This window comes from Streptomyces sp. NPDC101234 (assembly GCF_044767525.1).
Classification (GTDB): Bacteria; Actinomycetota; Actinomycetes; order Streptomycetales; family Streptomycetaceae; genus Streptomyces; species Streptomyces sasae.
Genome location: NZ_JBIWOA010000068.1, coordinates 1 through 23,295, shown reverse-complemented (window position 1 = coordinate 23,295; position 23,295 = coordinate 1). Strand labels below are relative to the sequence as shown.

The following is a 23,295-nucleotide window of genomic DNA, read 5'->3' as shown; positions in this document are numbered from 1 at the left end:
CAATCCCCGGGCCGCTGAACTCGATGGTGCACGACGGTCACCGCACCGCCCTGGCACGGGCCTTTGGAAGCCAAATCCCTGTGAGGGGAACTGGACGGTGTGGCGGCCCACGGCCATGCAACTGATCAGAAGGAGCCACACGAAGATGAGCATTCGCAACGGAGCAGTACTCGCCTCCACGGTCCTCGCGCTCGGCGGGGCCCTCGCCTCCGGCCCCATGGCCGGCGCGGCAGTAAACCCACTCGCCCAGCACCACAGTGCACCCAGCACGGCACCCGTGTCCCGTGTGCTGACCCTGCCCACGGCCGCGGGTAAGACCATCGCCGCCACGGTCGAGACCGGGCCCGACCGTCTCGGCCCGGCCCCGCGCGGTGTCCCGGCGACCGCCGCTGCCCGCAAGTGGCACTACAAGAGCGTTCGCGCCACCTTGTGCGTGCTGAACAAGAAGCCCTACTGGGGTGGTCCCAAGAGCACCGCGTCATGCGGCGTGGGCTACGCCAGCCTTGCCGGCAAGGTCGCCTACAACGGCAAGTACGTGTGGGGGCAGTGGATCGACTGCCAGCACAAGGCCATCCGAAACACCAAGGTCACCGTTGACTGGTGCGGCACCTGGAACAACGGCGGCCGCGGCGGTGGTGTCCGCTACATGGACCTGGGACTGAACGGAACCGTCGAAACCCCCGCCGTGAGCAACACCATCTGGATCCGCATCGACGCCTATCGCAACGGAAAGGTCGTCCTGCGCGGCGGCAACAGCCGACGGTGACAACGCACGCCAGGGTCCGGGCCTCGCGAGGGGAAGGCCCGGACCCTGGCCATGCCTGGTGGCACCGCTCGCGCCCAATCGAGAGGAACTCGACCCATGTATCCGCGTAAGCAGCCTGACCTGGCGTCGGACTTCGAAGAGTACGTCCGCATACGGCATGCCGCTCTGCTGCGCAGCGCCCAGCGCTTGGTTGCCGACCCGCTCGACGCCCAAGACCTGCTCCAGACCGCGCTCGCACGAACGTACCTGCACTGGCACCGCATAGCGGACAAGCGACTCGCAGACGCCTACCTGCGCCGCGTAATGATCAACACCCGCACCGAGTGGTGGCGGGCACGAAAGCTGCAGGAGCTCCCCACCGAGCAGCTACCGGACACGAGCATCGAGGACCCCACCCAGCAGCTGTCCGACCGCCAGTTGCTGAGGGACCTCATGAAGGCATTGACACCCCAGCAGCGCAGCGTCCTCGTACTACGGCACTGGGAGCAATTGACCACGGAAGAGACGGCCGCTGCCCTCGGCATGGCGGCTGGCACGGTCAAGAGCACGCTGCACCGGGCGCTCGCCCGGCTCCGCCAGGAACTACAGCGCAGCTACCTGTAGAGGCAGGTGCTACGTACGGGTTGATAATCGTCACAACAGTGTGCACTCATCCCGCGCTGACCTCACGGACAGCTTCACTCGATCGGTGATAGCGCCACACGTGTTGCACCAGCTACGGTGGGCGCCACCAGCCCTGAGCTGCACAGATATCCGATCTCTTGCATTGCGCCACATCGCTTCCCCCAGGGAAGTCGGGAAAGTCGTACGTCACGAACGGATAGTAGTTCGATGTCCGCTGGCGGGCTGGCGCCGAACCGCACGGCCGTCTCAGGTGACCGGCCGGGCGGGGTCATCGCGCAGCAGGTCAGGGCGCATGTCCGCGAGTGCGAAGGCACGCTGGAACCCGGCCTGGAGGGCGTCGTCGATGCGGTAGCGCCGTGCCCGATCGTCCCGCTGGAGCAGCGGGCCAGCACCGTCCGGTCCGACACGTCGCTGTACGGCCTTGATGCTTGTCAGCGTCCCGCCGATCCGCGATCGCGGGATCGGGATCACCGGGTGATCGGCGAAGTGCTGCTGGACATCTTCGTATGAGGCAGCGCCGCCCAGGTCGGTGATCCTGCGCAGCACCGCCCGGGCCCCAGGCATCAGCGCCGCGATCACCTGGAACAGCAGCCGGTCGCTCCAGCCGTCCCCGAGGTCGTCATCGGCGAGGTCTTGCGGGCCGGGGCGGACCTCCGCAGCCGCGGCGTCCGACCACGCTTCGGGAACGGCCGGCCGCATCCCGTACGCCGCCTGCACGGCGGCCACCGCCTGCTCATAGGTGTCCTGTTGCGTGTCGATCGTCAGCCGCACGACGCCCCTCCGTGATCCCTGCGGCCATCTTCTCCGTACCCGTGACGCGCGCGCGAGCTGTGACTTTGATCGATGGTTGGCGACTTCGGGTTCTCGAAGCACCAGGTGGCGATGTTCCGTGGGTTTCTTGTTGGCGAGCCCGTTGACCGCTGGATGGCGAGTCCGGCTGCGCGGCGACGACGCTCTGTGGTGATGAAACGGTTCAGTGCCCCGAACGCCCACTACGCGACTGGTGGCTGTCCCCTCCTCCAACCTGCCCTTGCCACCGGGCGAGGTGATGCCCGACGGCAAGGGTGTCGGGGTGGTTTTCGCCCAGCACTCGCACGCAGTCGTTGAGCAGGTCGGCGAACGCGGCGGCAGCCCCTGCCGCATCACCGGCCTCCCCCTACCAATGGGCCGCGTGTTCCGCAGCAAGGTTCAGCTGGTGACCCCGGAGGAAGCCGCGCGGATGGCCCGCCGGATGAGACCGCAGCCTGCTGAGTGACGGACACGGTTGCCGGGCCCCTCGGGGGCCTCACAGCAGCGAGGCGAGACATCTGCTGGGGGTAGGACGGCGGGCATGAGGATGCCCTCCCCGGACCTTCCGGGGAGGGCTTCGCTCATCTCAAGGTCATACAGGTTTTGCTTAGAAGTTGTTGTCTTTCCGAGAATGGCGGGTGTGTTTCCGCTGGTCAGGCATAGGTCTGGTGCGTTGGCGGCAGAGACGGGGTGTCGTGTCGTCTCTTCGGTGGAGGTGCCGGGATGCCGTCCGTGATGGGGCTGCTGGAGGAGCACGAGCGTGCCGCTCGGCAGCGGGTAGAAGCTCTTCAGGCCGAGCTACGGGAGGCGGAGGCCACGTGGGAGCGATTCGTGATCGCCCGGGAGACCGTCGGACTGGTCCTGGCTGAGCCTCGCAAAGGCGATGAGGTACCGCCGGTTGTGGCGGCGGGTGAACGGTCGGCGCGGACCGCCACGGCTGTGCCCGGTTCGGTGGTGCCGGTATGGAGGGACGGCCTTGATGCCGATGTGCTGGCGCCCGACTACCGCCGGCTGATGAGCGTCCTGGCCGGTGGGAGCGGGTCGGGCGGGGAGGCGATGGACTGTCGGCAACTGGCAGTGGCGCTCGGCCTGGAGGCGGTTCCGGCGAAGGTCGAGGGGGTGCGGTCGAAGGCGAAGCGCCTGGTTGCCCGGGGTTGGCTGGCCGAGGCACGTCCGGGGATGTTCAGCGTGGTCGCCGGGCGAGTCGGCGGCTCGTAGGCTACCGGGGCGGGGTGCCAGCCAGGACGTCCGGAACCTGGTGGAAGGGGCTTAGTGGTGGCAGCGGTTTCAGAGATCCGATCCCTGTTGGGTGAACCCCGATTCAACTGGTCGGATGCGGCGCCGTGGGGCGAAATGGAGCGGGAATTCGGCATCGAATTCCCTGCGGACTTTCGTGAGATCGTGAATGCCTATGGTTCGATCCAGATCAACGGGCAGTTGTACCTGGAGCACCCCGCCGGCCATCTTCTGCACAGCCTGGGAGAGACCATCAGGGGGGATCTGGAGATGTGGCGGGAGGAGGACATGGCAGCATTCCTGCCAAGTCCGGCTGGGGCGAACCCCGGTGAGTTGATGCCGGTGGCGTCGACCACGACGGGAGAATGGGTTTTCCTTCGTGTTCCAGATGGACCCTCGTCGCCCTGGCGCGTCCTGGTTCAGGAGCTTGACAGTCCGGCCTGGACTCTTCATGAGATGACGTTCGGTGAATGGTTGCTGGCTTATCTCAGGGGTGAGGATGTGACGGTGTGTTCTCGCAACTTCGCGCCTGACCGCCCGTTCTACGAACCCCTGTCCTGAAGTTGAACACGGTGGAATCAGCGTGGTCGCCGGGCGAGTCGGCGGCTCATGACCATGCTCATCGACCACCGGATCATCGCCTCCGAGCTGTCGGGGCGGCCCTCGTAATCGCGGGCGAGGCGGCGTGAGCGCATCAGCCATGCGAACGTCCGCTCGACCAGCCACCTCTTCGGCAGTACGACGAAGCCCGTGGTGTCGTCGCTGCGTTTGACCACGCTCAGCGCGAGGCCCAGGACATCGTGGGCCAGGTCGACCAGGCGTCCGGTGTAGCCGCCGTCGGCCCACACGATCGTGATGCGCCAGTGCCGCTCGCGCAACCGCGTCAGCAGCGTCTCGCCCGCCTCGCGGTCGGTGACCGACGCCGCAGTGACCATCACCGCCAGCAGCAGTCCGAGGGCGTCCACCACGATGTGCCGCTTGCGGCCGTTGACCTTCTTCCCGCCGTCGAATCCCCGGCTCGCGGCCGGCACCGACGCGGCCGCCTTCACCGACTGCGCGTCGATGATGCCCGCGGTCGGCTCTGGATCCCGGCCCGCCGCCTCGCGGGTCCTCTCCCGCAGCCGGTCGTGGAACTCGGCGACCATGCCTTTGTTCCGCCAGCGCCGGAAGAAGGAATAGACGCGGTCCCACGCGGGGAAGTCCGCGGGCATCGCCCGCCAGGAGATGCCGCCCGCGACTAGATAGCGCACCGCGTCGACCATCTGGCGATGGCAGTAGCCCTCCGGCTGCCCGCCTCGGCCCTCCAGCCACCGCGGGACGGGCATCGCGTCACGCACGATGGCCCACTCCGCCTCGCTCATGTCGGACGGATACCTCGGTCGCCTGTGCGGACGTTCCCCGGCGTTCCCGAACCGGTGAGCGAGACAATCACACTCACGTGCAGCCGAGTTGGAGCCAGCCGGCGCGAGGGCGTACAAATGCGGCATCAGGGCCTCCTGGCGCGCTCACGGTCTTCGACAACCACGAGCTGCACCCGGGGCCCTGTCTTCATGCGCGACACGCCACAAGGTCACCCGACCGGGCTGTCGCAATCGAACCCACGCTCACCAAGATCGATAGAGCAACGGCTTCTTAGAAGCCTCGCCAGGGTTCCGAGGTCTGATTGGTGTAGATGTTCCAGACCTGCCAGTTGTTGGTGGTGGAACAGCCGCCGGGGAAGCCGTAGGCATTGATGCCGCCGTCCAGACACACTTTGTAACGGCCGTTGTAGAAGTTGATGAAGTGCTTCAACCCCGCCGGATTTCCAACGTTCTGGGCCGGAGCTGCGGTTGCCATGGTCCAGATCTGATCCCAGTTGTTGCTGTCAAACTCGCAGGTTTCCCAACGCGTTGCAGCCGAACCCTGGATCTGAGAGGGGCCCTCGCCCGCGACCGCTCCCAGGCACACCGTTCCGCTGCCGCTCTCGGTCATGATCTGGACGTTCGCCTGGCCACCGGAGTCTGCTTGCCCGCTCTCCAGCCGGATCCAGCTGGTGCCCCTAGCCATACACCCAGGCACCGTCTCGCCAGCGGGGTACGAGGGTCCGAAGTCGTATACACCTGCCAGGCACTGCTGGCTGGCCTGGTTAACCATCTGGATGCTGGGGTTGTCCCAATAGATCGCTGCGTTCGCCGTGCCGGTGGTGCCCAGCAGCATCGCGAGCGCCGCCGTCACTGTCGCAGCCAGCCTTACGAGGCGGTTGGACAGCAGTTTCCTGATCCGGATCAAGGTGCTTTTTCTTTCGGTCCTCGCACGCATGGACTTCCCGAGTTTGAGCATGAGTGAGCTTCCCCCTTTGATGGCGCCCTCGGTTGGGCCGTTGTCAGTCCGCACGACAGCTTGCTATGCACGCTCAGCCGGGTGAGCGAGTCCATCGCGAATCTAGGCTCGGCAACCCATCACATGGAGTGTCTGGATGCACAGTGAAGAAGGGGTTCCGGTGCCGAAGTGCACAGTGAGCCGGAAAAGCGCAGGCGGGGCCCGACAATCCGGGCCGCCGGCCTGCATGAGGTCTCGCGTCGGCGCATCTGCCGGGAAGCCTGAGCAGACGACCGCGGCCCGCCGCCGGTAAGGGCAGCGGACCGTTCGAGGGTGATCGCGAGTGTACGGCGCCGGACCGGTGCCGAGCTGTTCGCAGTCCGGGAGCGGGAAGCCCCGGAGACGATCGTCTACGCCGAGGACGCCGACACCGTGTGGGGTACGCACTGAACGCGTACCCCGCAGGTCAGAGGGATGGACCTGTATGACGCAGGTCCGTCTTCCCGATGTCGAGAAACGTCCCGTGATCCCAGAAAGATGCAGCTCGGCGAGGTTACCCGATCGGGTAACCACTGCTCAGTGGGATGGGCCGCCACCGTGGCGGTGCGTCTCCCAGAGGACGGGCTTGTACTCGCCCTGGCCGGCGTGCTTCCCAACGGTTCTGGCCAAGGCGAGCGTTCATAGGCCCGCCCGACCCCCGTTACGCCTGGGGTGCGGGGCCGGACGGGAGATCAGGGGGCTACAGGATGGCCGTCCAGGACCCGCGGGAGAGCGTGGTCGTGCCGTCCGGATCGATGGCCACTCGGGCGCCGTAGACCGGGAGGCCGCCCTCACGGTTGAGCCGGTGCCGGATCTTCTCCAGGATGTCCCACAGCCGCCGCGGGCCGCCCTGATGGACCGTCGGTGAGCCGAGGAGCCCAGCCGTGGTGGCGCGGGCCCAGGATCCGTCACCGTGGAGCATCCACACGTCCCGCTCGTCTCCCTCCTGGCCGACGCGGTGATCGATACCAGGGGCCAGGAGTTCCAGCATCGACATCACCTCCCAGGAGTCCGGCACATAGAGCAGCGGGTACCGGCTGGTGCTCACCTGGTCGCCGTCGGCGGTCTGCGCCTTATCCCACATCTCATCGCTGGTGTGTTCGTAGTCGTCGCCGTGGCGGGTCCGCATGAAGCCGGCCAGGTCCGGAGTGATCCGGCCTTTCGCTCCGCCGTCGCGGGTCTTGTCCGCGACGAGGACCAGCCCGGTTCCCGCGATCGTGGTGACGAGCCGGCCGCCGGGCCGGAGCGCGGCCAGCCACGAGGCCGGGATGGGGCGCACGGACACCGTGGACACGATCCGGTCGAACGCCCCGGGCAGTGGTCCCGTGATGTCCGTGGTGGCCATCTGCGGGTTCAGGCCGGTCAACGTGAGCCGCTCGGCGGCGACGTCGACCAAGTGCGGATCCACGTCCACGCTGGTGACCGCCGAGCCGCCGACAGAGCAGCGCGGTGCCGTAGCCGGTGCCGGTCTCGCTCTCAAACCCCGCCTGCACTGCTTGCGGGGCTCCGCTCCAGGCAGCGTGGCTGCGCTGGCACGGACAAACATGGGCTGCGCCTTTGTGTAGAGTGGCGTCACCGACGCGGGGTGGAGCAGCTCGGTAGCTCGCTGGGCTCATAACCCAGAGGTCGCAGGTTCAAATCCTGTCCCCGCTACAAGAGGAAGGGACCCGGCACCAGCCGGGTCCCTTCGCCTTTGCCCGCCAGTGGCCCTGTGCCTCTCCGGCTGAGCTCAGCGTCGCTGCGGCTGCTCACCGATCGATCCGGCCTGGCCTCTCCGGATGTCCCGGAGGGCTTGCGGGGTCAGCCGATGCCGGTGACCTGCAGGGCCGTGGTCCAGTTGTTCTTGATGGCGCTGCGGGCGGCGGACAGGGTGATGGTGCCGGCGCAGACGGCGTTCTTCAGTTTCGTTTCCACTCCGTCCTTGGAGTGCGCGGTCTGGGAGCCGGAGTAGGGCTCGGGCCACAGGTTGCCGGGGTCGCGGGGTGCGCCGCCGAGTTCGAGGGGGACGAGGTGGTCTTCCTCGTAGTCGGCGAGGTTGGTGTCGGAGTAGCCGTAGTCGATGATGCCCTGGGCCTTGAGCGGGTTGGTGTAGGACGTCGGGGGGCGGACGGTGGCCGTCCAGCCGGACACACAGATGGTGCTCTGGATGTTCGACTGGGTGACATCCGGGTTGTAGGCACCCGGCGTGCACGAGGAATCGGGCAGCGGCAGGTAGGCGTGCGAACAGGTCGACGCCTGGGCGGTACCGCTCGACAGGGCGATCAGCGCGCCCGCGCCGAGGGCCAGGGAACTGAGGGTGGCAGTGAAGCGACGCACGTGAGGTTCTCCCGCACAAGTAGGCCCGGACAAAGGGATGTCGCCGGGCGGCTGACGGCATGACACCACCCCCCGGTCTATGCGAGTAGACCCAATCAAGTGAACAAGAAACGACCTGCACAGTCTTTGCGAAGTCCGGTACCCCACATGGCAATTCGGCCAGGTGACGGACATCTGGCCAACGCAGGACAGGTGTTGCGGGCGAAAAATCGGCACAGCCGGATCGTCACCACGGCGCCGGTCTCCTCGTCAGGGAGAGTGATCCCTGGTACGGGCATGTTGCCGACCGTCTCGGTCCACCGCCGGAACGTGTCACGCGCTGTCTCAGCTGACGATCGACCTCGCCGAGCAGCAGGCGCTCGCCGAGCGCCTCACCGCCTGCCCATCACCGTCACCTTCGCCCGCTGAACAGGCGCCTGGCCCGTCACCACGGTGGAAAACGGGTGACGGGCCAGACGGAGAAGTCGCTACGCGACGGCGGTTGGCGGTACGCCCCGGGACAGTGGCGCAGTGCCGGCGAGAGGTGATGCTGGGGCCGGGCTCGGGTCACCGGCCGCCGGCACCAACGGGTAGGTCAGTGGCGGATGCCGCTGCCGTTGCGGTGCTCCCCGCGGTGGTCGCGGTCGTCGCCGCGGTGGTGCCCCCAGGTGACCTCGTCGACCAGGCGGCCGCGGTCGTTGCGCAGGGTGGCGGTGTCGCCGTCGTTGTTCCACACGTAGGCGCGGCGGTCCTGGTAGACGTCGGTGACACTGTCACGGCCGACGCCGGTGTGAACGCGGACCGTGGAGCGCCCCTCCAGGTGGAAGTGGCGGAAGGTGTAGGTGTGGCCGGCCTCGTCGGACAGCGTCCAGTCGTCCAGGTTCACCTCCCGGCGGCTGGTGTTGGTGACGTCCACCCATTCCTTGTTCAGGGAGCGGTTGGAGCGGTTGTCACGCCCCGGGGAGTCGTACTGCACCTTGCTGATGACCACATCGTGGTGCGGGCGGGCCGGGTACTGGCCGGCGGCCGCGGCGGGCAGCGCGAGCCCTCCGATGCAGGCGGCGGCCACGGCAGCGGCGGCGGTCAGACGACGGGCGGAAACGGATACGGACACGAGGTCCCCCTTCTCGGGGCCGGACACCACTGGCACGTGCAGCATGAAAGCCGCAGGTCACCTGGGGTGCGTTGTGCGGGTCGGCGGCCGGTCGGCTGCACACCCACACCCTGCCCACGGTGCGGAGGCGATGTGACGGATACGCGAGGGTCGTAACGGATTCCGCATATTCCTATGACTCTTACCTGCAACTACCATATATGCGGTGAATGCCGAAGATTGACGGACCGTCGGCCCGCGAGACCGTACACGCGACGGCCCCACCAGGGTCGACCGGTGCCGCCGCGCGGCCTCCGGTCCGCCGCCTGTCACCCGAAAGTGAGTAACAGGCCCACGTCATCCGGACCGTGCCGATTCCGTGCGATGGGGACGCACCGCCGGTGATCGATTCGTACCTTGTCTCCGCCGTACCGGTGTTCCTTCCCCCGCGGGGCGCTGCGCCGCACAGCCGCTCGGGCATTGCGACGGTGTGCTTGACGGCATGGACAAGAAGTCGGTGTCACGGGTTCCCCTGTGGGCGTGGTGGCTCCTGGTAACGCTCGGCGGGGTCGCCGCCGCGGGCGCAGCACTGTGGCGCGTGCCGTGGTGGATCGATCACCAGTACCTCAACAGCAAGCTGTCGCCAGCCGTGGCGACCGCCGTCACCGGAGTCCGCACCGCCATGGTGGCGCTCGGCGCCGGCGGTCTGGCGGTGATCGGCATCCTTTACACCCATCGCACCTGGCACCAGGCCCGCGAAGGGCAGGTCACCGACCGGTACACCAAGGCCATCGGGCAGATCGCCTCCGACAAGCCGGTCGAACAGCTCGGCGGGATCTACGCGCTGGAGCGCATCATGCGGGACTCGCCGAAGGACCACGCCACGATCGTCGAAGTCCTCGCCGCGTTCGTCCGCGAACACGCCCCCACACCCAATAAGCCCTCTGCGTATGAGCTCGGCGTACGACTCGCCCGCCGGCTTCTGCGAGCGGGAGTGTCAGTCATGACCCCCGAACACGGGCGCAGCAGAGGTCGTATTGTTGTGCTGCCGCGCCCGAGCGAGCCGGTGCAGGCAGCGCTGACCGTGCTCGGCCGACGGCCCCGGAATCGCGACGAGCCCTTCCAGCTCCAGCTGAATATCACTGACCTGCGCGGTGCGAAGCTGGTCGACGCCCACTTCGAGGGGGCGAACCTGATCGGGAACCACCTGGAGCGGGCGAACCTGATCGGAGCCCACTTGGAGAGAGCGGACCTGATCGGAGCGCATCTGATGGGAGCGAGACTGAATGGGGCCCATCTGGAGGGGGCACGCCTGATCGGGGCCCATCTGGAGGGTGCGGACCTGGATGGGACCCACTTGGAGAGAGCGGACCTGGATGGGACCCACTTGGAGAGAGCGGACCTGATCGGGGCCCACCTGATGGGAGCGAGACTGAATGGGGCCCATCTGGAGGGGGCACGCCTGATCGGGGCCCACCTGGAGGGTGCGGACCTGGATGGGACCCACCTTGAGGGAGCGGATCTGGATAGGGCCCACCTTGAGAGCGCGCGGCATCTGACGGTCGGGCAGCTGGTGACTGCCCGACCTTGGCAGAGCACTCGGCTGCCCGCCGAACTGGCTGCGGATGCAGCAGTTCGGGCGCGGATCGCCGAGACGGAGAAGAGAGGAAGATACCGGCCTGTCTCCGGTAGGGGCACGCGGCACCAAAAACCGCGGCGCGTGGACGGCGGGAGACAGCCGAGAGGGTGAAGGCGGGGCTCGGAGGTGCCTACGGGCCCTCGTCACCGCCCCCGCCTCGAGCGACCATCGTCGACCGCCTGACCTTCAACGGCACAATCATCGAGACCGGCACCGGCTCCTACCGGCTCACCTCCACACGGGCCCGGGTGGAGGAACCCGCCAAAGCTGGCTGACATCTGCAAGCCCCACTCGACGGCGCGCCGTCCCACACATCTTTGAACCTCGATTGATCTCCTCGCGCTCGCCCGGCTTCATCGCGATGAGTACGGACACTGCCGAGCGCAACCTCAGTCGGACAGCGCGACCGGGGACCACATGCCGAACCACTGCTCGGCACCCCAGTCCTCATACCGTTGCACCTCGGTGAACCCCAGCTTCGCCGCGAGGCGCATCGAGCGCTCGTTGGCGGTCTGGGTGGTGAGCACCACCGGCTCGCCGGGCAGCGCTCCGGCGCACCAGTCGAGTGCCGCCGCGCACGCCTCCGCGGCGTACCTGTGTCCCCACGCCTGCGGCAGGAACATGTAGCCGAGCTCGACCTCCGAGGCCCCGGGGCGGACGTGGACCGGATGCTCAGGGTCGCGCCGCTCGAGGGTGACGATCCCGATCATCGCCCCGTCGAGATCGGCCACGAAGAGGCCGGGGCGCCGCTTGGGTGTCTCGGGCATCGCACGCTCGAACTCGTCGCGCTGTCGGGGGCCGCCGATGTAGGTGCCCACCTCGGGCGAGGTGAACAATTCGATGACCGCCGCACGGTCCCGGGCCTCGGGCTCACGGAGCACTAGCCTCTCGGTCCTGATCGGGGCAGGTGGCCAGGCAACGGGTCCTAGCTAAAGATCAGCCCGAACACGCTGACCAAGGCGTACGAGGACGCCGGGTACTTCGCCCGCAACGTACGCACCATCGAGGTCCTCGTCGACCGCGAGGCTGTTGCCTCCGGCGCCGCCGCGGCCGGGGAACCTTGGCAGCACTACAACCTGGGACACGGCTACTGCACGTACACGTTCTTCGAGCCGTGCCCGCACCGCATGGCCTGCGCCCGCTGCGACTTCTACACGCCCAAGGAGTCCAGCAAGGCCCAGCTCCTGGAGGCGAAGGACAACCTCCAGCGCATGCGGGCCATGATTCCGTTGACGGACGAAGAGCAGGCAGCTGTCGAGGACGGCCGAGTCGCCCTTGAGCGGCTCGTGGAGCGCCTTACGGGTGTCCCCACCCCTTCCGGTCCTACCCGACGCCAGTTGCTGCCGATCATCGAGGTCCGACGGGACGCCACCGAGGACCGATGACATGGCTGCACGGCCTGCTCCTGCGCCGCCACAAGCCCTGAGACGCCGGGCTGGCACCCTCTTGCCCATGCCTCGGGCGGGGAGAGCTGCGGCGGTGTAGTGGTTGTCGGCCGGCAGGTGCGTGATGTCGCGCCGCGGTTACCTCCGGATGGGAGGCAACCGCGGCGCGGCGCGTGGCGCCTGTTGGTTGTGCCGGTGGTTACTTCATGTCGAGTGCGAATTCACAGCGCAGGGTCTGCCGGTATCTCTTGCCATTCTGCGAATAGGTCACCTCGCAGCCTCCCAAATGCTGTTGGACCCGGCCGATCACACGTGCCTCGACCATTGCGTAGCGGTCGCTCTTTTTGTGCGGTCCTACCGTGATGGGCTTGCCCGCGTAGTTAGGCATCTTGGTCATGTCGCGCGGGTACTTGCGTCCGTCCTGACTGCCCATGATGTATCCGTTGGTGTCATTGACGGAATAGACCGGGTAGCCAATCACCTTGACCCCTTTGGGCACTTTGGTGAGCTTCACGCCTTCGACGACCAATTTTACGCCCGTGCCATTCACGAAGGGCGGAAACGCAAACCGGTAGGTTTGTCCGACCTGCGCGTGAGGGAATCCCAGGACGCCCATGTTTTCAGGACCGGACGCGCGGAGTGCGGTGCCCTCCTTCACTGCATTCGAAGTTGCGCACGCACTCAGGGAGAGTATTACCCCTGCGATCGCGGCGAATCTTCTAGTACGAGTAGAAAACACCGGGGTTCCCATCGAGCGGTCCGTGCCCGCCCCAGACGTCATGATCGTAGGGCGCCTTGCCGGCCTCTATCTTCTGGGTGTGCTTCGAGTCGTATGAGGTCGACACCTTGAGCCCGACGCCCCAGACGCTGACACCATGCCCGTCGGCGGAAGTGTTGCCGTGCGACAGCCCGTAATAGGCCGTCTGAGGGACGACGAAACGCCACTTCGAGTTAGACGCCGCATAGCGGGTGTACCCGTCTTTACTGCTGACGTCCTTCCCGAATCTTCCGACGGCTCCGCCTGCAGGGATCTTGTAGCCGGAGGGAAGGATCCGGTACCAGACTCTGGTGTTCTGGTGAGCACAGACGGTGTGCACCCGCTGGTACTTGTAGAGAATGGGTACCTGCCACTGCCTGGCGTAGTACGGTCCCTTGCCGGAGTATCCGGTGGAGTGGCCTATGGAACCGCTCTGCGTTGACTCGCCGCTCAGAGTCCACACGCTCTGGTTGGTGCTCACAGCGAGGCTGATGCTGGTCGACATCGTGTCGGTGTAATCGAAGCTCGCCTTTGCGTCATAGTAGGCGTGTGCCTCGCCGACCGTGGTATAGACGATCTTGCTGTGGAGCGTTGTGGCGTTATTGTGGCAGGCCGCGTAGGGAGTGACCGTGGCCGAGCTGTAGTCGGTGCCATTGACGACGTTGGCACTGTAGGCGGTTGTGTCACCCGTCGCGGACTGCCAGGTGGGCAGGTTCGCGAATTCGTTCGTGACGTTGCTCGCGTCATCCGCGATGCGCTGTGCCTCGCTCGTCGCCGTCTGCGCATCGGTGGGCGCGTTGTCCACGTCGGTGGTAACCGTGTCGACATACATCGGGGTTGTGTGCGGGGTCTCATCCGCTCGCACCTCGGCCGAGGCCGTTGTGGAGTTGGAACCGTGTGCGACGCCGGCGCTCAGGAAGTCCATACCGACCATGGGTGTGCCGTTGGCCGCCGAACCGCTGGCCGTGGCCTCAAGGTTGAGCACCCCGCCGTTCGCGTCGGCCAGGGTCTGCAGGGTACTGGGGAGCGGGTCGGGGAGGGTGAGCGACCATGTGCCGTCTGTACCGGTCGTTGCTGTACCGACGACTGGTTCCTCGGCTTCGGTTCCGTCGTCCGGGACGCCGTCGGTCGCCGCGACAGAGACACTCAGATTCTGCTGCGGTACGCCGCTGGCGTTGGTGAATTTCCCGCCTACCGTGGCGGCTCCAGTGTCCGTCGGCGTGGAAGTACTGGTCGGGTCCGTGGTGCCGCTCACCGTGGGACCCGGGGAGACGGTGACGGCCCCGCTCGGCTTCGGGCCCGGGTCGCTGGCCGTCGGGTCGGGTGCCGTGTCCGTCGGGTCCGGCGTGGGCGTGGTCTGGTCGGAGGAGAACCATCCCTGGAGGTCGACGATGAGCTGGATCGTGCCGGCACTATCGTTGTAGATGGTGACCGCGCCCTGGGTGCCGGGCGCGACGATCACCTGGTCTGCGGTGGTGGTGCTCGCCTGGAAGTTGTCGACCGACAGGCCCGGCGGGGTGGTCGGCCCGGTGCCCCAGACCTGCAGGAAGCCGCCGTGCTCCTGGCTGGTCGTGGTCAGGTTGAGCACCGCGGCACCGAACGTGGTCGGGATGCCGTCGTTCCCGCCGACCGCGACGCTGACCGAGCTGTGGGACGCGACGGCCGTCGAGGTGCGCGTGTCCAGGAGGCGGTCCTGGACAGCTGTGAAGCTGCCGCCACTGGAGGGGGCTTCGGTGAAGTAGCCATAGATGTCGATGACGACGTTGACGGACTGCGTGGACGACCCGTTCTTCAGGGTGATCTGACCGCCTGTGCCCACGGGGACGACCGTGCCCTGGGCGGTTGTGACGCTCTTGTAGCTCACCGTTGGCTGGCCCGGTGAGGCGCCAGTGGCGTAGGCGTACAGACTGCCGGCGGCACCGGGAGACGGGACGGTGATGTTGGCGTAGACCGACGCCTCGTCCGTGACGCCGTCGACGCCGTCAACCTGCACGTTCAGCGTTCCGCCGGGGGCGATCGTCGCCTGCGGCGCCCCGGTCCCGTCACGGGTGTCGACGATCCGCGCCGGGGTCACGGGCACGTATCCACCGGGAGAGGTGGTGCCGGCAGCGGAGGTGAAGTACCCGTTGACGCTGACGATCACGTCGACGGTGCCACTGGAGTTGTAGACGTCGACCTTCCCGTCCGAACCGACGGCGATGATCGCGGAGTTACTCGTGTCAGCGCTGCTGGAGAAGTTGATGACGGACCCGGGGTAGGGCCGGGTGGTTCCGTCCGGCCACATCTGCAGATAGCTGCCGGACGAGGTGGCGTTCGCCGCAGTGATGTCCAGCGACACGGCCGCCACCCCGGAGGCAGGGACACCGCCCTGTCCGAGGACCTGGAAGGAAGCGGTGGACGTCGCCCCGAGGGCGGCGCTGACACCGAGGGACGAGCGGGTGTCGACGATCTTCGCGGCGGGAGCGACGGGGAAGAAGTCGCCACCCGAAGCAGTGGCAGCGCCCGCATGCGTCAGGCTCCCCAAGCCGAGCCACGCGAGCACCGAGAACAGGACGACGGCCAGCGCCAGAGGTCTGTGCCGACTCCGTAGACGTTGTGCCATGTGTGAACCCCCCTATGAATTTATGGACTTCATCCCTGATGCGGATCACGTCCGAGGCGAGGATCGTAAGGATCGCTTACTTAAACAATCAACGATCCTTAACTAAAGGACGCATAAAGGCGGGAGGGAGGGGCGGGTTCTGACCTGCGCAAATGTGCTGCTTGATCGCACGCCCGCGTGGTCCCGGGAGGCCTCAGACGGGGCTCAGTGCTCTTTGCTGGCACGTCCGCGCAATCAGCGGAATGGGAACCGGTCGAAGGCTGAGAGGACGCCTGTCTCATTTGTAGTGACCTTGTAGCGACTGGGATCAGCCGGCCGCTGCGTTCACCCATGCCGCCGCTGGACCATGGCAGCGGTGTGCTGCTGCATCACTGGAGCAATCGCCAACCCTCGCCGATCCAGTCCACGCCGTCCTGGACTGGACCAGCCCCTTGCCGTTACTTTGCCCGCCCTCATGTTTGGCATGGGTACGGCTCCTCTGCAGTGAGCTGGTGATGCCGTGCGCCGTTGCCGTTCGTGGTCGGACGGCGGATCTTCGTGTCCCAGGACGTGGTCTTGGAGACAGCGATGGTGTCGTGGTTGGAGGAGCTCGACCGGCGGGAGGCTGCCGCGCGGGAGGAGACCGCCGACCGGCTGGCGCAGGGCCAGGTAGCAGCGAAGCCGCACGCCGGGCTCGCCCGCGTCCCGGGTTGTGCGCTGAGCGGGTGCCGTCGCCCACCGGTCGGCGAGCAGCTACTGGAAGGCGAGCGCGGTGGCGTCGTCGGGCCGACGTCACCGAACTGCTGGCCGCGGCGCCGGCAGACCCGGGGCCTGGACACCGACAGCCGCCCTCAGAACGGACCTGGCGACGACCACAGGCGGCACCTTCATCCTGGACTGAGCACCGATGCCCGCCGTCCGGCGGCCGCCGGGACCCCTCAGCCAGTGCCCGCGACAACCGACCGGCGCGGGCACAGCCCGGTCGGGAAGGAGGTCGACCGGTCGACATGTCTCGACGTCGACGAGCACGGTTCCGTAGATGCGACCCTTGCGCTGGGCGTATTCGTCCACACCGACAACGCGGGGTGTGGCGGTGACGGGGTCCGGAACCGAGGCGATCAGCCTCAGCAGGGTGTTCCGGCTGACCGGAACCTTGAAGGCGTCCGTCATCCGGGCGCCGGCCCGGCCCGCGAGCGCAAGACCGACCGACACCAGCGTCGACCGCAGCCGCTCGGTCCGTCGCCCGAACCTGCGGGTGAGGCCGGGTACTTGCTCGGCGAAAGTCTTGCGCTTGCAGGGTTCCTCCTCGCAGACGAACCGCCGCACCCGCAACGACACCACGACGAACTTGCCCGCCGTCGGCAGATCGCGAGGGAATCGCAGGTAGGAGCCATGTATTCGCCCCGACCAGCATCCACACCCCGGACAGGCTGCCCGCCCTGCCGTCGTACGGGCCTCGACCCTGACGACCGCGTCGGTCACTTCGACCGACTCAACCAACACACCCTCGACCGAGGAGAACAGCAGCTCGTCCAACTTCGGCAACGCATAGTTCACGGCGATGGACTGTCGACCACACCACCATCCAGCCATGCGTTTTCGGCCGAACTCAACCGGCATCACACGAAGATCAACAGTCACCCTGCGTACGCGCCCACACGAATTGGACCAGAGCCTGGGATCTGACGTCATTTCTCGGGTTTTGGCACACATTCCGTGTAGCTGTTACGGGGAGTCAGATCTTCGGAGCCATGCGATGGCGGTTTGGATGGGCACGAAGCGGCGGCGAGGTGAGTTCCAGGGCCCGGTTATCACGGCCGGCGCTCATGTGGTTGAGCCAGCGTTCGTACCAGTCGAGGAAGTCGGTGGCGGAGGAGACGTTGGGGCCCCAAAAGCCGTCGCTGTTACCGATGAGGACCCGGCCGGCGAGGGGGCCGGTCACCGCGATGACGCATACGTCGGTGCAGCCCATCTCGATGATGTGGAGGAAGAGATCTCGTCCGTGGGCCCTGGGGTCTGTGCCGTCGAAGCCGCGGGGTGTCCCCGGTTCTCCGCGCGGATTCATGGCCAGCAGGGAACACTGCTTCAGCGGCATGAGGCCGTAGAACGGTGCCGCGCCTGAGCCGCCGATGTGCGTGAGGAACTGCCGATAGGCGTCGGGCAGAACGATGTCGTGCTCGGCCTCGAACGCAACGACGCTGCTTTCCGTCAACTTCGGACCGAGGCAGAACTTGTGCTGCTCTTCCCCGAAGGAGTGGCTGCGCAGTGGTTGGAAAGGGATCGCGGCCAGCTTGCGACGCAGGCGGGGTATGCGGGGATCCATCGTGCTCTTCTCTCGTCCCCATCACCCTATGGGTGGCTGTGGTCAGCTGGCCAGAAGAACCCTTTTCCGCAGCAGAGCGAAGCCGACCCGTCCGAACATCTGGCGCTTGACCCACCTGGTCCGGGCGTGAGCCCACGGCCAGAGTCACGGCGCCGACGATGCGGATCTTCGGCTTGTGCCTCTCGTACCAGTTCTTCGTCTTCAAGGAGGCTCAGATGTCATACGACGATCCGCCTGAGCCTCTCGACCCGTCGACGACGTCCGGCTGATCTTCTGGGCTTGATTCGGGCCGAAGTCTTGCTCTACGTTTCGCGAATGGCGATTCTGCAGACGCTGACGAACCAGGGACGCGTAGTGGGCGGCCACTTGGCGAGCGGCAGCGTTCTCTCAGGCCACGGCGGACTCACGATCCAGCACCCACGCAACCCATTCAAGCGGCACAAGCTCAACGCCGAGACCGTGCTTGAGTGGGAGGAACTCTCGACCAGGGAAGGTGTCGCTGGCGTCATGGGTCAGGCTGCCGCGAAGGCTGCTCTGCCTGGGATGATCGGTAAGGCTGTCGGTGCCGGCCTCGGGGCTTCCATGAAATCCGGGCACACCGTCCGCGTGAACTGGGCCGACGGCAATCAGTCCATCATTGAGTTGCCGGAGAAGCTGTTCATGGTCTTCTCTGTATTGCTTGAGGGCCAGCAGGTCGTAACTGATACCTCCGCGCAGGCCGAGTCTTCGGAGCCCCTCGCGGCGCAGCCTGGCGTGACCGAGAAGATCTTGGACCTCGCTTCTTCGGTGATCCAGCGAGGCAAGCATGGGGCGCCGGCCGAGGCCGCAGCTCAGCCGGATGTTGTCGAGCAGATTGCGAAGCTCGCGTCGCTCCACGACGCTGGCATCCTCACAGACGAGGAGTTCGCGGAGAAGAAGGCCGAGCTGCTCAAGCGTCTCTGACACTTGAGGCGGCCAGTCGGCGCCCGGGCCCGAGTCGACGTGCATGATCCAAATTTCTTGGCCCGGTACTGACGCCGGTTCTCGCGCAAGTGGTTCGACTCTACTCCGCAAGATCAACCGACCGGATCTGCCGCAAGGTGAGCGTCAGGTTCGGCCACGCCCTGGGATGACTCACGGGCGGCAGCTCGCGCCATGCCTCGCCCGGGTATGGGGTCCGCCATCAGATCACAACGAGGCGCGTGGCGTCGGGCTCGCATGCCAGATCCCACCAGCGGCTCTTGCCCTCGACGGCGCCATCGCGAGCCTCCACGGATCAGCGGGTCACGTCCCTTCCGGGCGGGCGAGCCAGGCAGCGCTGTGACGGCGATGCGATGCAGGTCCAGGAGCCGGTGCCCGTCCTGGAACTGGTTGGAGGGGTTGGTGCGGGTAACGCCCAGCAGCTGGGCCAGCCGGACAGAAAATTGCCAGATCGGTGTCTTCGCCGCCTACGCCACCACCCGCGGCCACGCCCTGGTCGACCGCGAGCTCTACCTGCCCAAGTCCTGGACCGGCGACCGGGAACGCTGCCGGGCGGCCCGCATCCCCGACGAGCGCGTCAGGTCCACGGCCCGCGCATCGACCACCTCCTCGCCCAGGCCCCGCCTGAGCCATGGCAACGACTGTCGGCCGGCCCGGGAGCCAAGGGCGAACGGTTCTACGACCGGGCCGCCGCCCGGCTGCCCGCCGTGGCCGAGTTCGCCGGCGACGAACCGACCCGGCAACGGTGGATACCGGCCCGCCGCAGCATCAGCAAGCCCGACGAGATCGCCTACTACCTCGCCTGCACCCCGCTGGAGGCCACCGTCAACGACCTGGGTTGCGTCCGGGCAAGTGGTGTACGGGTTCGACCTGATCCGGGGGAAAACCACCCGCTCCCAGCGGCCCGACCGTACGACGGTGGTCGGCTCCTCGGGTCGCAGCCGGCACCTACGTCTCGTGGGCCAGCTCAACACTTCCGGTGACAGCCGCGGACGCTGACGGCTTGCCCCGAAGACAGGGCGCGGCCGGGGCAGACGGCCCGTCAACAGGGTGATCACTATCAGCCGCTCAGGGGCGTAGTTCGACGAGCGCCCAGGAGTCCACCGCCGCGAAAGCCTCATACAGGCCGGTTAGCCGTCCAAACCGCTATAAGATCCCGCTGCACTTGCTCACTTCAAAAAAGGGGGGGTCCCTTTGCGCGCACGTCTTGCTGCCTCGGCTGTCGCCATCGCCGTCGCAGGCGTTTTCTTCAGTGCTCCGAGCGCGTCGGCAGCGACACTGCCTTCCACAAACACATCCCACCATTGCATCCAGCACACCACTGGACTGTGCGGCTGGACGAACCATCAGAAGCCGAAGGACAAGTACGAGACGGCGAAGTGCAAGGACGCCTCCGTCTCATACTCGCGGCACTCGCAGGGCACCTGCTCGCACCACCACGGTGTTCGGTACTGGTTCAAGTAGACGCACCCGCCCAACCGGCCGTCTCCAGCCCGCCGGCAGGAGACGGCCCAGCCACCCACCGCACCGGCCCGGCACCCTCATCTTGTTCGACGCCCCAGTCAGCTGTTGTTGATGTGAATGGTGCGAGAGACCTCCGGGTTGGAAGCAGGGAGAGGTCCCAGTGCGGCTGATCGCAGACCAGTGAGCACGCCTCACAGGTCGGGCACCAGCCGGGGCTACCCGCAGGTTCGATTCCTGTCCCCTCCGTCGCTCCGCCACCGCCCACCCGACACCGAAGTTCTGCTGCAGGTCGCGGGTATCGGCGGGGAGAAGACTCCCCCAATCGTCGCGGAACGACCCGAACTCGCCCCGACGACAACCCTGCGACCGTGGGGGTGTCCGCGAGCGTCCATGACTCGACGGCGGTCTGAACCCGGAGCACGCGGGCGTAGGCTCTCGGGGATGCGGATAGGCGAGCTGTCCAAGCGCACGGGCGTGAGTCCGCGCTCGCTGCGGTACTACGAAGAGCAGGGCCTGCTGACCAGCTCACGCTCCGGCGCGGGGCAGCGTCACTATTCCGATGCTGCGGTCCAGCGGGTGTCGCTCATCCGGCAGCTGTTCGATGCGGGTATGTCCAGCAGGGTGATTGCGACTGTGCTGCCGTGTGTGGACGTCCCGGGTGACCTGGGCGTCGCCGAGGAGACGTTCACGGCGATGATGCGCGAGCGGGACCGGATCGACGCTGACATCGCGCACCTGATCGAGACCCGGGATGCACTCGACGTGCTGATCAGGGCCAACAGCCGGCACCGGGCGGAGCTGTCCACGGCCCCGGAACCGGTGGCACAGTCGGCGTGATGCTGTGATCTGCATCTCAGCCGGTTGCCCCTCACATCAATGTCAGAGGTGAGGATGGCGACAGCGCCCGGAATCACCGGGTCGGTCGTGCGAGAGGCGGCGGAGGATGGGGCAGGCGTGGGGTTTCGGCAGGTATGGCGGGCCCGAGGTGCAGGAGTTCTTCGATCGTCCCGATCCCGTCCCCGGTCGCGGCGAGGTGCTGATCCGGGTCACCGTGGCCGGCGTGAATCCCCTCGACCACCTTGTGCGTTCGGGTCTGGTCGACGGGCTCGACGGCGGGCGTCCGTTTCCCCGCGTGCTGGGCATGGAGGCAGCGGGGACCGTTCTCGCCCGGGGCGAGGACGTCGAGGGGCTCGAGGTGGGTGACGCGGTCTTCGGCTTCGCACTTACCGGTGGCGGCACCTACGCCGAGACGACGGTGCTGTCCGCGCCGAACACCGCGCGCATCCCGGCGGGGCTGTCCGCGACCGTGGCGGCAACGCTGCCGGTGGCCGGGACGACCGCGGTGGATGCGCTCGACCAGCTCGGCCTCCCGGCCGGTGCCACGGTCCTGGTCAACGGGGTCGGGGGCGGGGTCGGCCTCGCCGTCGCCCGGCTGGCCGTCGGGCGCGAGTTGCGTGTGATCGGTACCGGGAGTACCGCCAAACGCGAGCACGCCGAGGCCGTCGGGGTGCGGTTCATCGACTACACCGCCGAGGACGTCGTCGCCGCGGCACGCGAGCTGGTTCCGGACGGCTTCGACGGGATCGTCGACCTGGCCGGAGGCGCCTCGCTGCGGACGGTCGCACCGCTGGCCCGGGATCCCCGCAACGTCATTGCCGTGGGTGATATGTCTGTGCCCGATCTCGGTGGGCGTTTCGTCGAGCGTCGCCTCGACCGCGAGAACCTGGAGCGGTCGGCCCGGCTGGCCCTCGACGGACTCCTCGCACCCGTGATCACCGCGGTCCATCCGCTCTCCTACGCCCCAGCCGCCCTCGCCACCGTCGAGAACGGTCACACCTCGGGCAAGGTTGTCATCAAGGTGGCATGAGAAGTGCCCGGCCGTCTGACGCTGTCGACCGTCCATTGCGGACTGACCAGAACCCGTGGTCAGCGCATCCTCAACTGAGCACGTTCACCTGCACGGGGTTGAGTACGTACAACACCAACACCGAAGCCGTTCGTGTCCTCCGGCGCCGTCTGTCGGACGTGGTCTACCGAGCCCTCCTCCGTGACGCCCAACCCAGCACCAAGCAAGCTGACCTCACACCCGCCTGGCCTCGAACATGTCTGTTGGCCCCAGCGGAACGACACCGATGGCCCCAGTTGGGGATCTTCGCTGGGAAACGTGACCGGGTCTGTTGGCCCCACCCCCAAGGCGCGGGCCGTGGCAGAATGCCGACATGGTTCTGATCCGAAAGGGCGATGCCGCGTAGGCGCCCGAAGGCCGTCCACGCTGAGCGGTGGCGGCCACCCAAGCACGTGCTGGTCCGTCAGATTCCGGGTGTATCCGCTCGAACCCGGGCAGCAGTGCGACGTGTTGAGGCCGAGTACTTGTGGCCGGACGCCGTTGCTAACGCACTGAGCCGGTTCGAGTGGGCTTTCAGGCAGCCGGGACGATATCTGACTGGCCCTTATGAGAGTCCCGGCATCGAGATCGAAGACGGTCGAGATGATCTGGAAGTGGCTTTGCAGCGCCTCCCGAGAGGAGCCCGAGCTGATCTGGGCCGCTTGGTAGAGCAGATCGACATCGAGTTCGAGCGGCGTACTCTTCCGAACCCGGGTTGGGCGAGCGGGTGGACAGCGGGGCGCTGGTGGTGGTGGCGCATTCGGGAACGGTGACACCGGTCGTCAGGAGCCCGCGCTGGCCTGTTGGCGGGCTCTGGTGTGGGCCAGGCGGTAGGACTCGCTGCCGGTCTCGATGATGTTGCCGCCGAAGGTGAGGCGGTCCACGATGGCCGCGCAGAGCCGGGGGTCGGTGAAGGTCTTGGTCCACGAGGAGAAGGATTCGTTGGAAGCGATGGCCATGCTGTTCTTCTCCTCGCGCTCGGTCAGAACCTGGAACAGCAGTTCGGCTCCGCGTCGGTCAAGCTCCATGTAGCCCAGCTCGTCGACCTATGCGGATATCCACATAGATCGACCTATGCCGAGACCGCGACTATGCCGAAGCCGTGTGCGTTGTTCCGCTCCATCGTGGGGTTTCGGCTGGGCATGGCTCTGCATAGTTTCC

At 66.9% G+C, this 23,295-nt stretch carries 24 protein-coding genes, 1 tRNA gene and 2 pseudogenes; 14 read left to right on the top strand and 13 right to left on the bottom strand.

Going from position 1 to position 23,295, the window contains the following annotated elements; translation table 11 throughout:
* The first annotated feature begins 145 nt into the window (after positions 1-145).
* The gene (locus tag ACIRR9_RS53700) at positions 146-766 is read left to right on the top strand and encodes a hypothetical protein (protein ID WP_403768684.1); all 621 of its coding nucleotides are present in this window, start codon (positions 146-148) and stop codon (positions 764-766) included.
* Between the two features lie 96 nt (positions 767-862).
* Positions 863-1,369: a SigE family RNA polymerase sigma factor gene (locus ACIRR9_RS53695; protein WP_403768680.1), complete on the top strand. Its 507-nt coding sequence runs from the start codon at positions 863-865 to the stop codon at positions 1,367-1,369.
* Between the two features lie 267 nt (positions 1,370-1,636).
* On the opposite strand, the gene ACIRR9_RS53690 is transcribed toward ACIRR9_RS53695, so the two are convergent.
* The gene (locus tag ACIRR9_RS53690) at positions 1,637-2,161 is read right to left on the bottom strand and encodes a hypothetical protein (RefSeq protein ID WP_403768677.1); all 525 of its coding nucleotides are present in this window, start codon (positions 2,159-2,161) and stop codon (positions 1,637-1,639) included.
* Between the two features lie 277 nt (positions 2,162-2,438).
* Between ACIRR9_RS53690 and ACIRR9_RS53685 the strand changes: the two genes are divergently transcribed.
* The 3 genes from ACIRR9_RS53685 (at position 2,439) to ACIRR9_RS53675 (ending at position 3,976) form a co-directional block, all read left to right on the top strand.
* Complete coding sequence (locus ACIRR9_RS53685) at positions 2,439-2,645, top strand: hypothetical protein (protein ID WP_403768674.1); 207 nt, start codon at positions 2,439-2,441, stop codon at positions 2,643-2,645.
* Positions 2,646-2,902: 257 nt separating this feature from the next.
* On the top strand, positions 2,903-3,397 hold the full coding sequence (locus ACIRR9_RS53680; RefSeq protein ID WP_403768671.1) for a hypothetical protein: 495 nt from the start codon (positions 2,903-2,905) through the stop codon (positions 3,395-3,397).
* 57 nt (positions 3,398-3,454) lie between these two features.
* Positions 3,455-3,976 (top strand): SMI1/KNR4 family protein, encoded by a 522-nt coding sequence (locus tag ACIRR9_RS53675; protein WP_403768668.1) that lies wholly within the window; start codon positions 3,455-3,457, stop codon positions 3,974-3,976.
* Between the two features lie 17 nt (positions 3,977-3,993).
* Here the strand turns inward: ACIRR9_RS53675 and ACIRR9_RS53670 are convergent, their stop codons facing one another.
* From ACIRR9_RS53670 to ACIRR9_RS53660, 3 genes are all read right to left on the bottom strand, one after another.
* The gene (locus ACIRR9_RS53670; RefSeq protein WP_403768665.1) at positions 3,994-4,776 is read right to left on the bottom strand and encodes an IS5 family transposase; all 783 of its coding nucleotides are present in this window, start codon (positions 4,774-4,776) and stop codon (positions 3,994-3,996) included.
* A gap of 271 nt (positions 4,777-5,047) precedes the next feature.
* Positions 5,048-5,788 carry a hypothetical protein gene (locus tag ACIRR9_RS53665; protein WP_403768662.1) on the bottom strand — a complete coding sequence of 247 codons (741 nt, stop codon included), beginning with the start codon at positions 5,786-5,788 and terminating at the stop codon, positions 5,048-5,050.
* Between the two features lie 664 nt (positions 5,789-6,452).
* Positions 6,453-7,160, bottom strand: a complete 708-nt coding sequence (locus tag ACIRR9_RS53660; RefSeq protein WP_403768659.1) for a hypothetical protein — start codon at positions 7,158-7,160, stop codon at positions 6,453-6,455.
* 171 nt (positions 7,161-7,331) lie between these two features.
* On the opposite strand from ACIRR9_RS53660, the gene ACIRR9_RS53655 reads away from it, so the two are divergent.
* A tRNA-Met gene (locus tag ACIRR9_RS53655) sits at positions 7,332-7,405 on the top strand.
* Positions 7,406-7,552: 147 nt separating this feature from the next.
* Here ACIRR9_RS53655 and ACIRR9_RS53650 read toward each other — a convergent pair.
* The gene (locus ACIRR9_RS53650) at positions 7,553-8,068 is read right to left on the bottom strand and encodes a hypothetical protein (RefSeq protein ID WP_403768656.1); all 516 of its coding nucleotides are present in this window, start codon (positions 8,066-8,068) and stop codon (positions 7,553-7,555) included.
* Positions 8,069-8,642: 574 nt separating this feature from the next.
* Positions 8,643-9,206 (bottom strand): lamin tail domain-containing protein, encoded by a 564-nt coding sequence (locus ACIRR9_RS53645; protein ID WP_403768653.1) that lies wholly within the window; start codon positions 9,204-9,206, stop codon positions 8,643-8,645.
* Between the two features lie 436 nt (positions 9,207-9,642).
* On the opposite strand from ACIRR9_RS53645, the gene ACIRR9_RS53640 reads away from it, so the two are divergent.
* Positions 9,643-10,890 (top strand): pentapeptide repeat-containing protein, encoded by a 1,248-nt coding sequence (locus tag ACIRR9_RS53640; RefSeq protein WP_403768650.1) that lies wholly within the window; start codon positions 9,643-9,645, stop codon positions 10,888-10,890.
* A gap of 47 nt (positions 10,891-10,937) precedes the next feature.
* Positions 10,938-11,054: pseudogene (locus ACIRR9_RS53635) on the top strand (AAA family ATPase); the annotation flags it as partial.
* A gap of 114 nt (positions 11,055-11,168) precedes the next feature.
* On the opposite strand, the gene ACIRR9_RS53630 reads toward ACIRR9_RS53635, so the two are convergent.
* Positions 11,169-11,660, bottom strand: a complete 492-nt coding sequence (locus ACIRR9_RS53630) for a GNAT family N-acetyltransferase (RefSeq protein ID WP_403768647.1) — start codon at positions 11,658-11,660, stop codon at positions 11,169-11,171.
* Between the two features lie 246 nt (positions 11,661-11,906).
* Between ACIRR9_RS53630 and ACIRR9_RS53625 the strand changes: the two genes are divergently transcribed.
* The gene (locus ACIRR9_RS53625; protein ID WP_403768644.1) at positions 11,907-12,164 is read left to right on the top strand and encodes a hypothetical protein; all 258 of its coding nucleotides are present in this window, start codon (positions 11,907-11,909) and stop codon (positions 12,162-12,164) included.
* Positions 12,165-12,363: 199 nt separating this feature from the next.
* On the opposite strand, the gene ACIRR9_RS53620 is transcribed toward ACIRR9_RS53625, so the two are convergent.
* From ACIRR9_RS53620 to ACIRR9_RS53600, 5 genes are all read right to left on the bottom strand, one after another.
* On the bottom strand, positions 12,364-12,822 hold the full coding sequence (locus ACIRR9_RS53620) for a hypothetical protein (protein ID WP_403768641.1): 459 nt from the start codon (positions 12,820-12,822) through the stop codon (positions 12,364-12,366).
* Positions 12,823-12,883: 61 nt separating this feature from the next.
* A complete protein-coding gene (locus ACIRR9_RS53615) occupies positions 12,884-15,523 on the bottom strand; it encodes a hypothetical protein (RefSeq protein ID WP_403768638.1) in 2,640 nt (879 codons plus the stop codon).
* 324 nt (positions 15,524-15,847) lie between these two features.
* Positions 15,848-16,255: a DUF6207 family protein gene (locus ACIRR9_RS53610; protein WP_403768697.1), complete on the bottom strand. Its 408-nt coding sequence runs from the start codon at positions 16,253-16,255 to the stop codon at positions 15,848-15,850.
* 39 nt (positions 16,256-16,294) lie between these two features.
* On the bottom strand, positions 16,295-17,122 hold the full coding sequence (locus ACIRR9_RS53605) for a transposase family protein (protein WP_403768635.1): 828 nt from the start codon (positions 17,120-17,122) through the stop codon (positions 16,295-16,297).
* A gap of 115 nt (positions 17,123-17,237) precedes the next feature.
* A complete protein-coding gene (locus ACIRR9_RS53600; RefSeq protein WP_403768632.1) occupies positions 17,238-17,825 on the bottom strand; it encodes an SMI1/KNR4 family protein in 588 nt (195 codons plus the stop codon).
* A 315-nt stretch (positions 17,826-18,140) separates the two neighbouring features.
* Between ACIRR9_RS53600 and ACIRR9_RS53595 the strand changes: the two genes are divergently transcribed.
* The 5 genes from ACIRR9_RS53595 to ACIRR9_RS53575 all read left to right on the top strand — a co-directional run bounded on the left by ACIRR9_RS53595 (position 18,141) and on the right by ACIRR9_RS53575 (position 22,116).
* Positions 18,141-18,767 (top strand): SHOCT domain-containing protein, encoded by a 627-nt coding sequence (locus ACIRR9_RS53595; RefSeq protein WP_403768629.1) that lies wholly within the window; start codon positions 18,141-18,143, stop codon positions 18,765-18,767.
* A gap of 192 nt (positions 18,768-18,959) precedes the next feature.
* Positions 18,960-19,784, top strand: coding sequence for a transposase (locus ACIRR9_RS53590; RefSeq protein WP_403768626.1), 825 nt, complete (start codon positions 18,960-18,962; stop codon positions 19,782-19,784).
* A gap of 195 nt (positions 19,785-19,979) precedes the next feature.
* Positions 19,980-20,249 (top strand): DUF3761 domain-containing protein, encoded by a 270-nt coding sequence (locus ACIRR9_RS53585; RefSeq protein WP_403768623.1) that lies wholly within the window; start codon positions 19,980-19,982, stop codon positions 20,247-20,249.
* 441 nt (positions 20,250-20,690) lie between these two features.
* Positions 20,691-21,086, top strand: a complete 396-nt coding sequence (locus ACIRR9_RS53580) for a MerR family transcriptional regulator (protein WP_403768620.1) — start codon at positions 20,691-20,693, stop codon at positions 21,084-21,086.
* A gap of 106 nt (positions 21,087-21,192) precedes the next feature.
* Positions 21,193-22,116, top strand: coding sequence for an NADP-dependent oxidoreductase (locus tag ACIRR9_RS53575; RefSeq protein WP_403768617.1), 924 nt, complete (start codon positions 21,193-21,195; stop codon positions 22,114-22,116).
* An 800-nt stretch (positions 22,117-22,916) separates the two neighbouring features.
* On the opposite strand, the pseudogene ACIRR9_RS53570 reads toward ACIRR9_RS53575, so the two are convergent.
* Positions 22,917-23,180 (bottom strand): annotated as a pseudogene (locus ACIRR9_RS53570) (ATP-binding protein); the annotation flags it as partial.
* Positions 23,181-23,295: the final 115 nt, after the last annotated feature.

Bases quoted from the DNA above. Each gene is read 5' to 3' on its own strand.
- ACIRR9_RS53605 (WP_403768635.1), bottom strand. From the start codon at position 17,122: ATGCCGGTTGAGTTCGGCCGAAAACGCATGGCTGGATGGTGGTGTGGT.
- ACIRR9_RS53700 (WP_403768684.1), top strand. From the start codon at position 146: ATGAGCATTCGCAACGGAGCAGTACTCGCCTCCACGGTCCTCGCGCTC.
- ACIRR9_RS53625 (WP_403768644.1), top strand. From the start codon at position 11,907: ATGGCCTGCGCCCGCTGCGACTTCTACACGCCCAAGGAGTCCAGCAAG.
- ACIRR9_RS53615 (WP_403768638.1), bottom strand. From the start codon at position 15,523: ATGGCACAACGTCTACGGAGTCGGCACAGACCTCTGGCGCTGGCCGTC.
- ACIRR9_RS53595 (WP_403768629.1), top strand. From the start codon at position 18,141: ATGGCGATTCTGCAGACGCTGACGAACCAGGGACGCGTAGTGGGCGGC.
- ACIRR9_RS53695 (WP_403768680.1), top strand. From the start codon at position 863: ATGTATCCGCGTAAGCAGCCTGACCTGGCGTCGGACTTCGAAGAGTAC.
- ACIRR9_RS53670 (WP_403768665.1), bottom strand. From the start codon at position 4,776: ATGAGCGAGGCGGAGTGGGCCATCGTGCGTGACGCGATGCCCGTCCCG.
- ACIRR9_RS53645 (WP_403768653.1), bottom strand. From the start codon at position 9,206: ATGCTGCACGTGCCAGTGGTGTCCGGCCCCGAGAAGGGGGACCTCGTG.
- ACIRR9_RS53680 (WP_403768671.1), top strand. From the start codon at position 2,903: ATGCCGTCCGTGATGGGGCTGCTGGAGGAGCACGAGCGTGCCGCTCGG.
- ACIRR9_RS53640 (WP_403768650.1), top strand. From the start codon at position 9,643: ATGGACAAGAAGTCGGTGTCACGGGTTCCCCTGTGGGCGTGGTGGCTC.
- ACIRR9_RS53580 (WP_403768620.1), top strand. From the start codon at position 20,691: ATGCGGATAGGCGAGCTGTCCAAGCGCACGGGCGTGAGTCCGCGCTCG.
- ACIRR9_RS53600 (WP_403768632.1), bottom strand. From the start codon at position 17,825: ATGGATCCCCGCATACCCCGCCTGCGTCGCAAGCTGGCCGCGATCCCT.
- ACIRR9_RS53685 (WP_403768674.1), top strand. From the start codon at position 2,439: ATGCCCGACGGCAAGGGTGTCGGGGTGGTTTTCGCCCAGCACTCGCAC.
- ACIRR9_RS53575 (WP_403768617.1), top strand. From the start codon at position 21,193: ATGGGGCAGGCGTGGGGTTTCGGCAGGTATGGCGGGCCCGAGGTGCAG.
- ACIRR9_RS53590 (WP_403768626.1), top strand. From the start codon at position 18,960: ATGCCTCGCCCGGGTATGGGGTCCGCCATCAGATCACAACGAGGCGCG.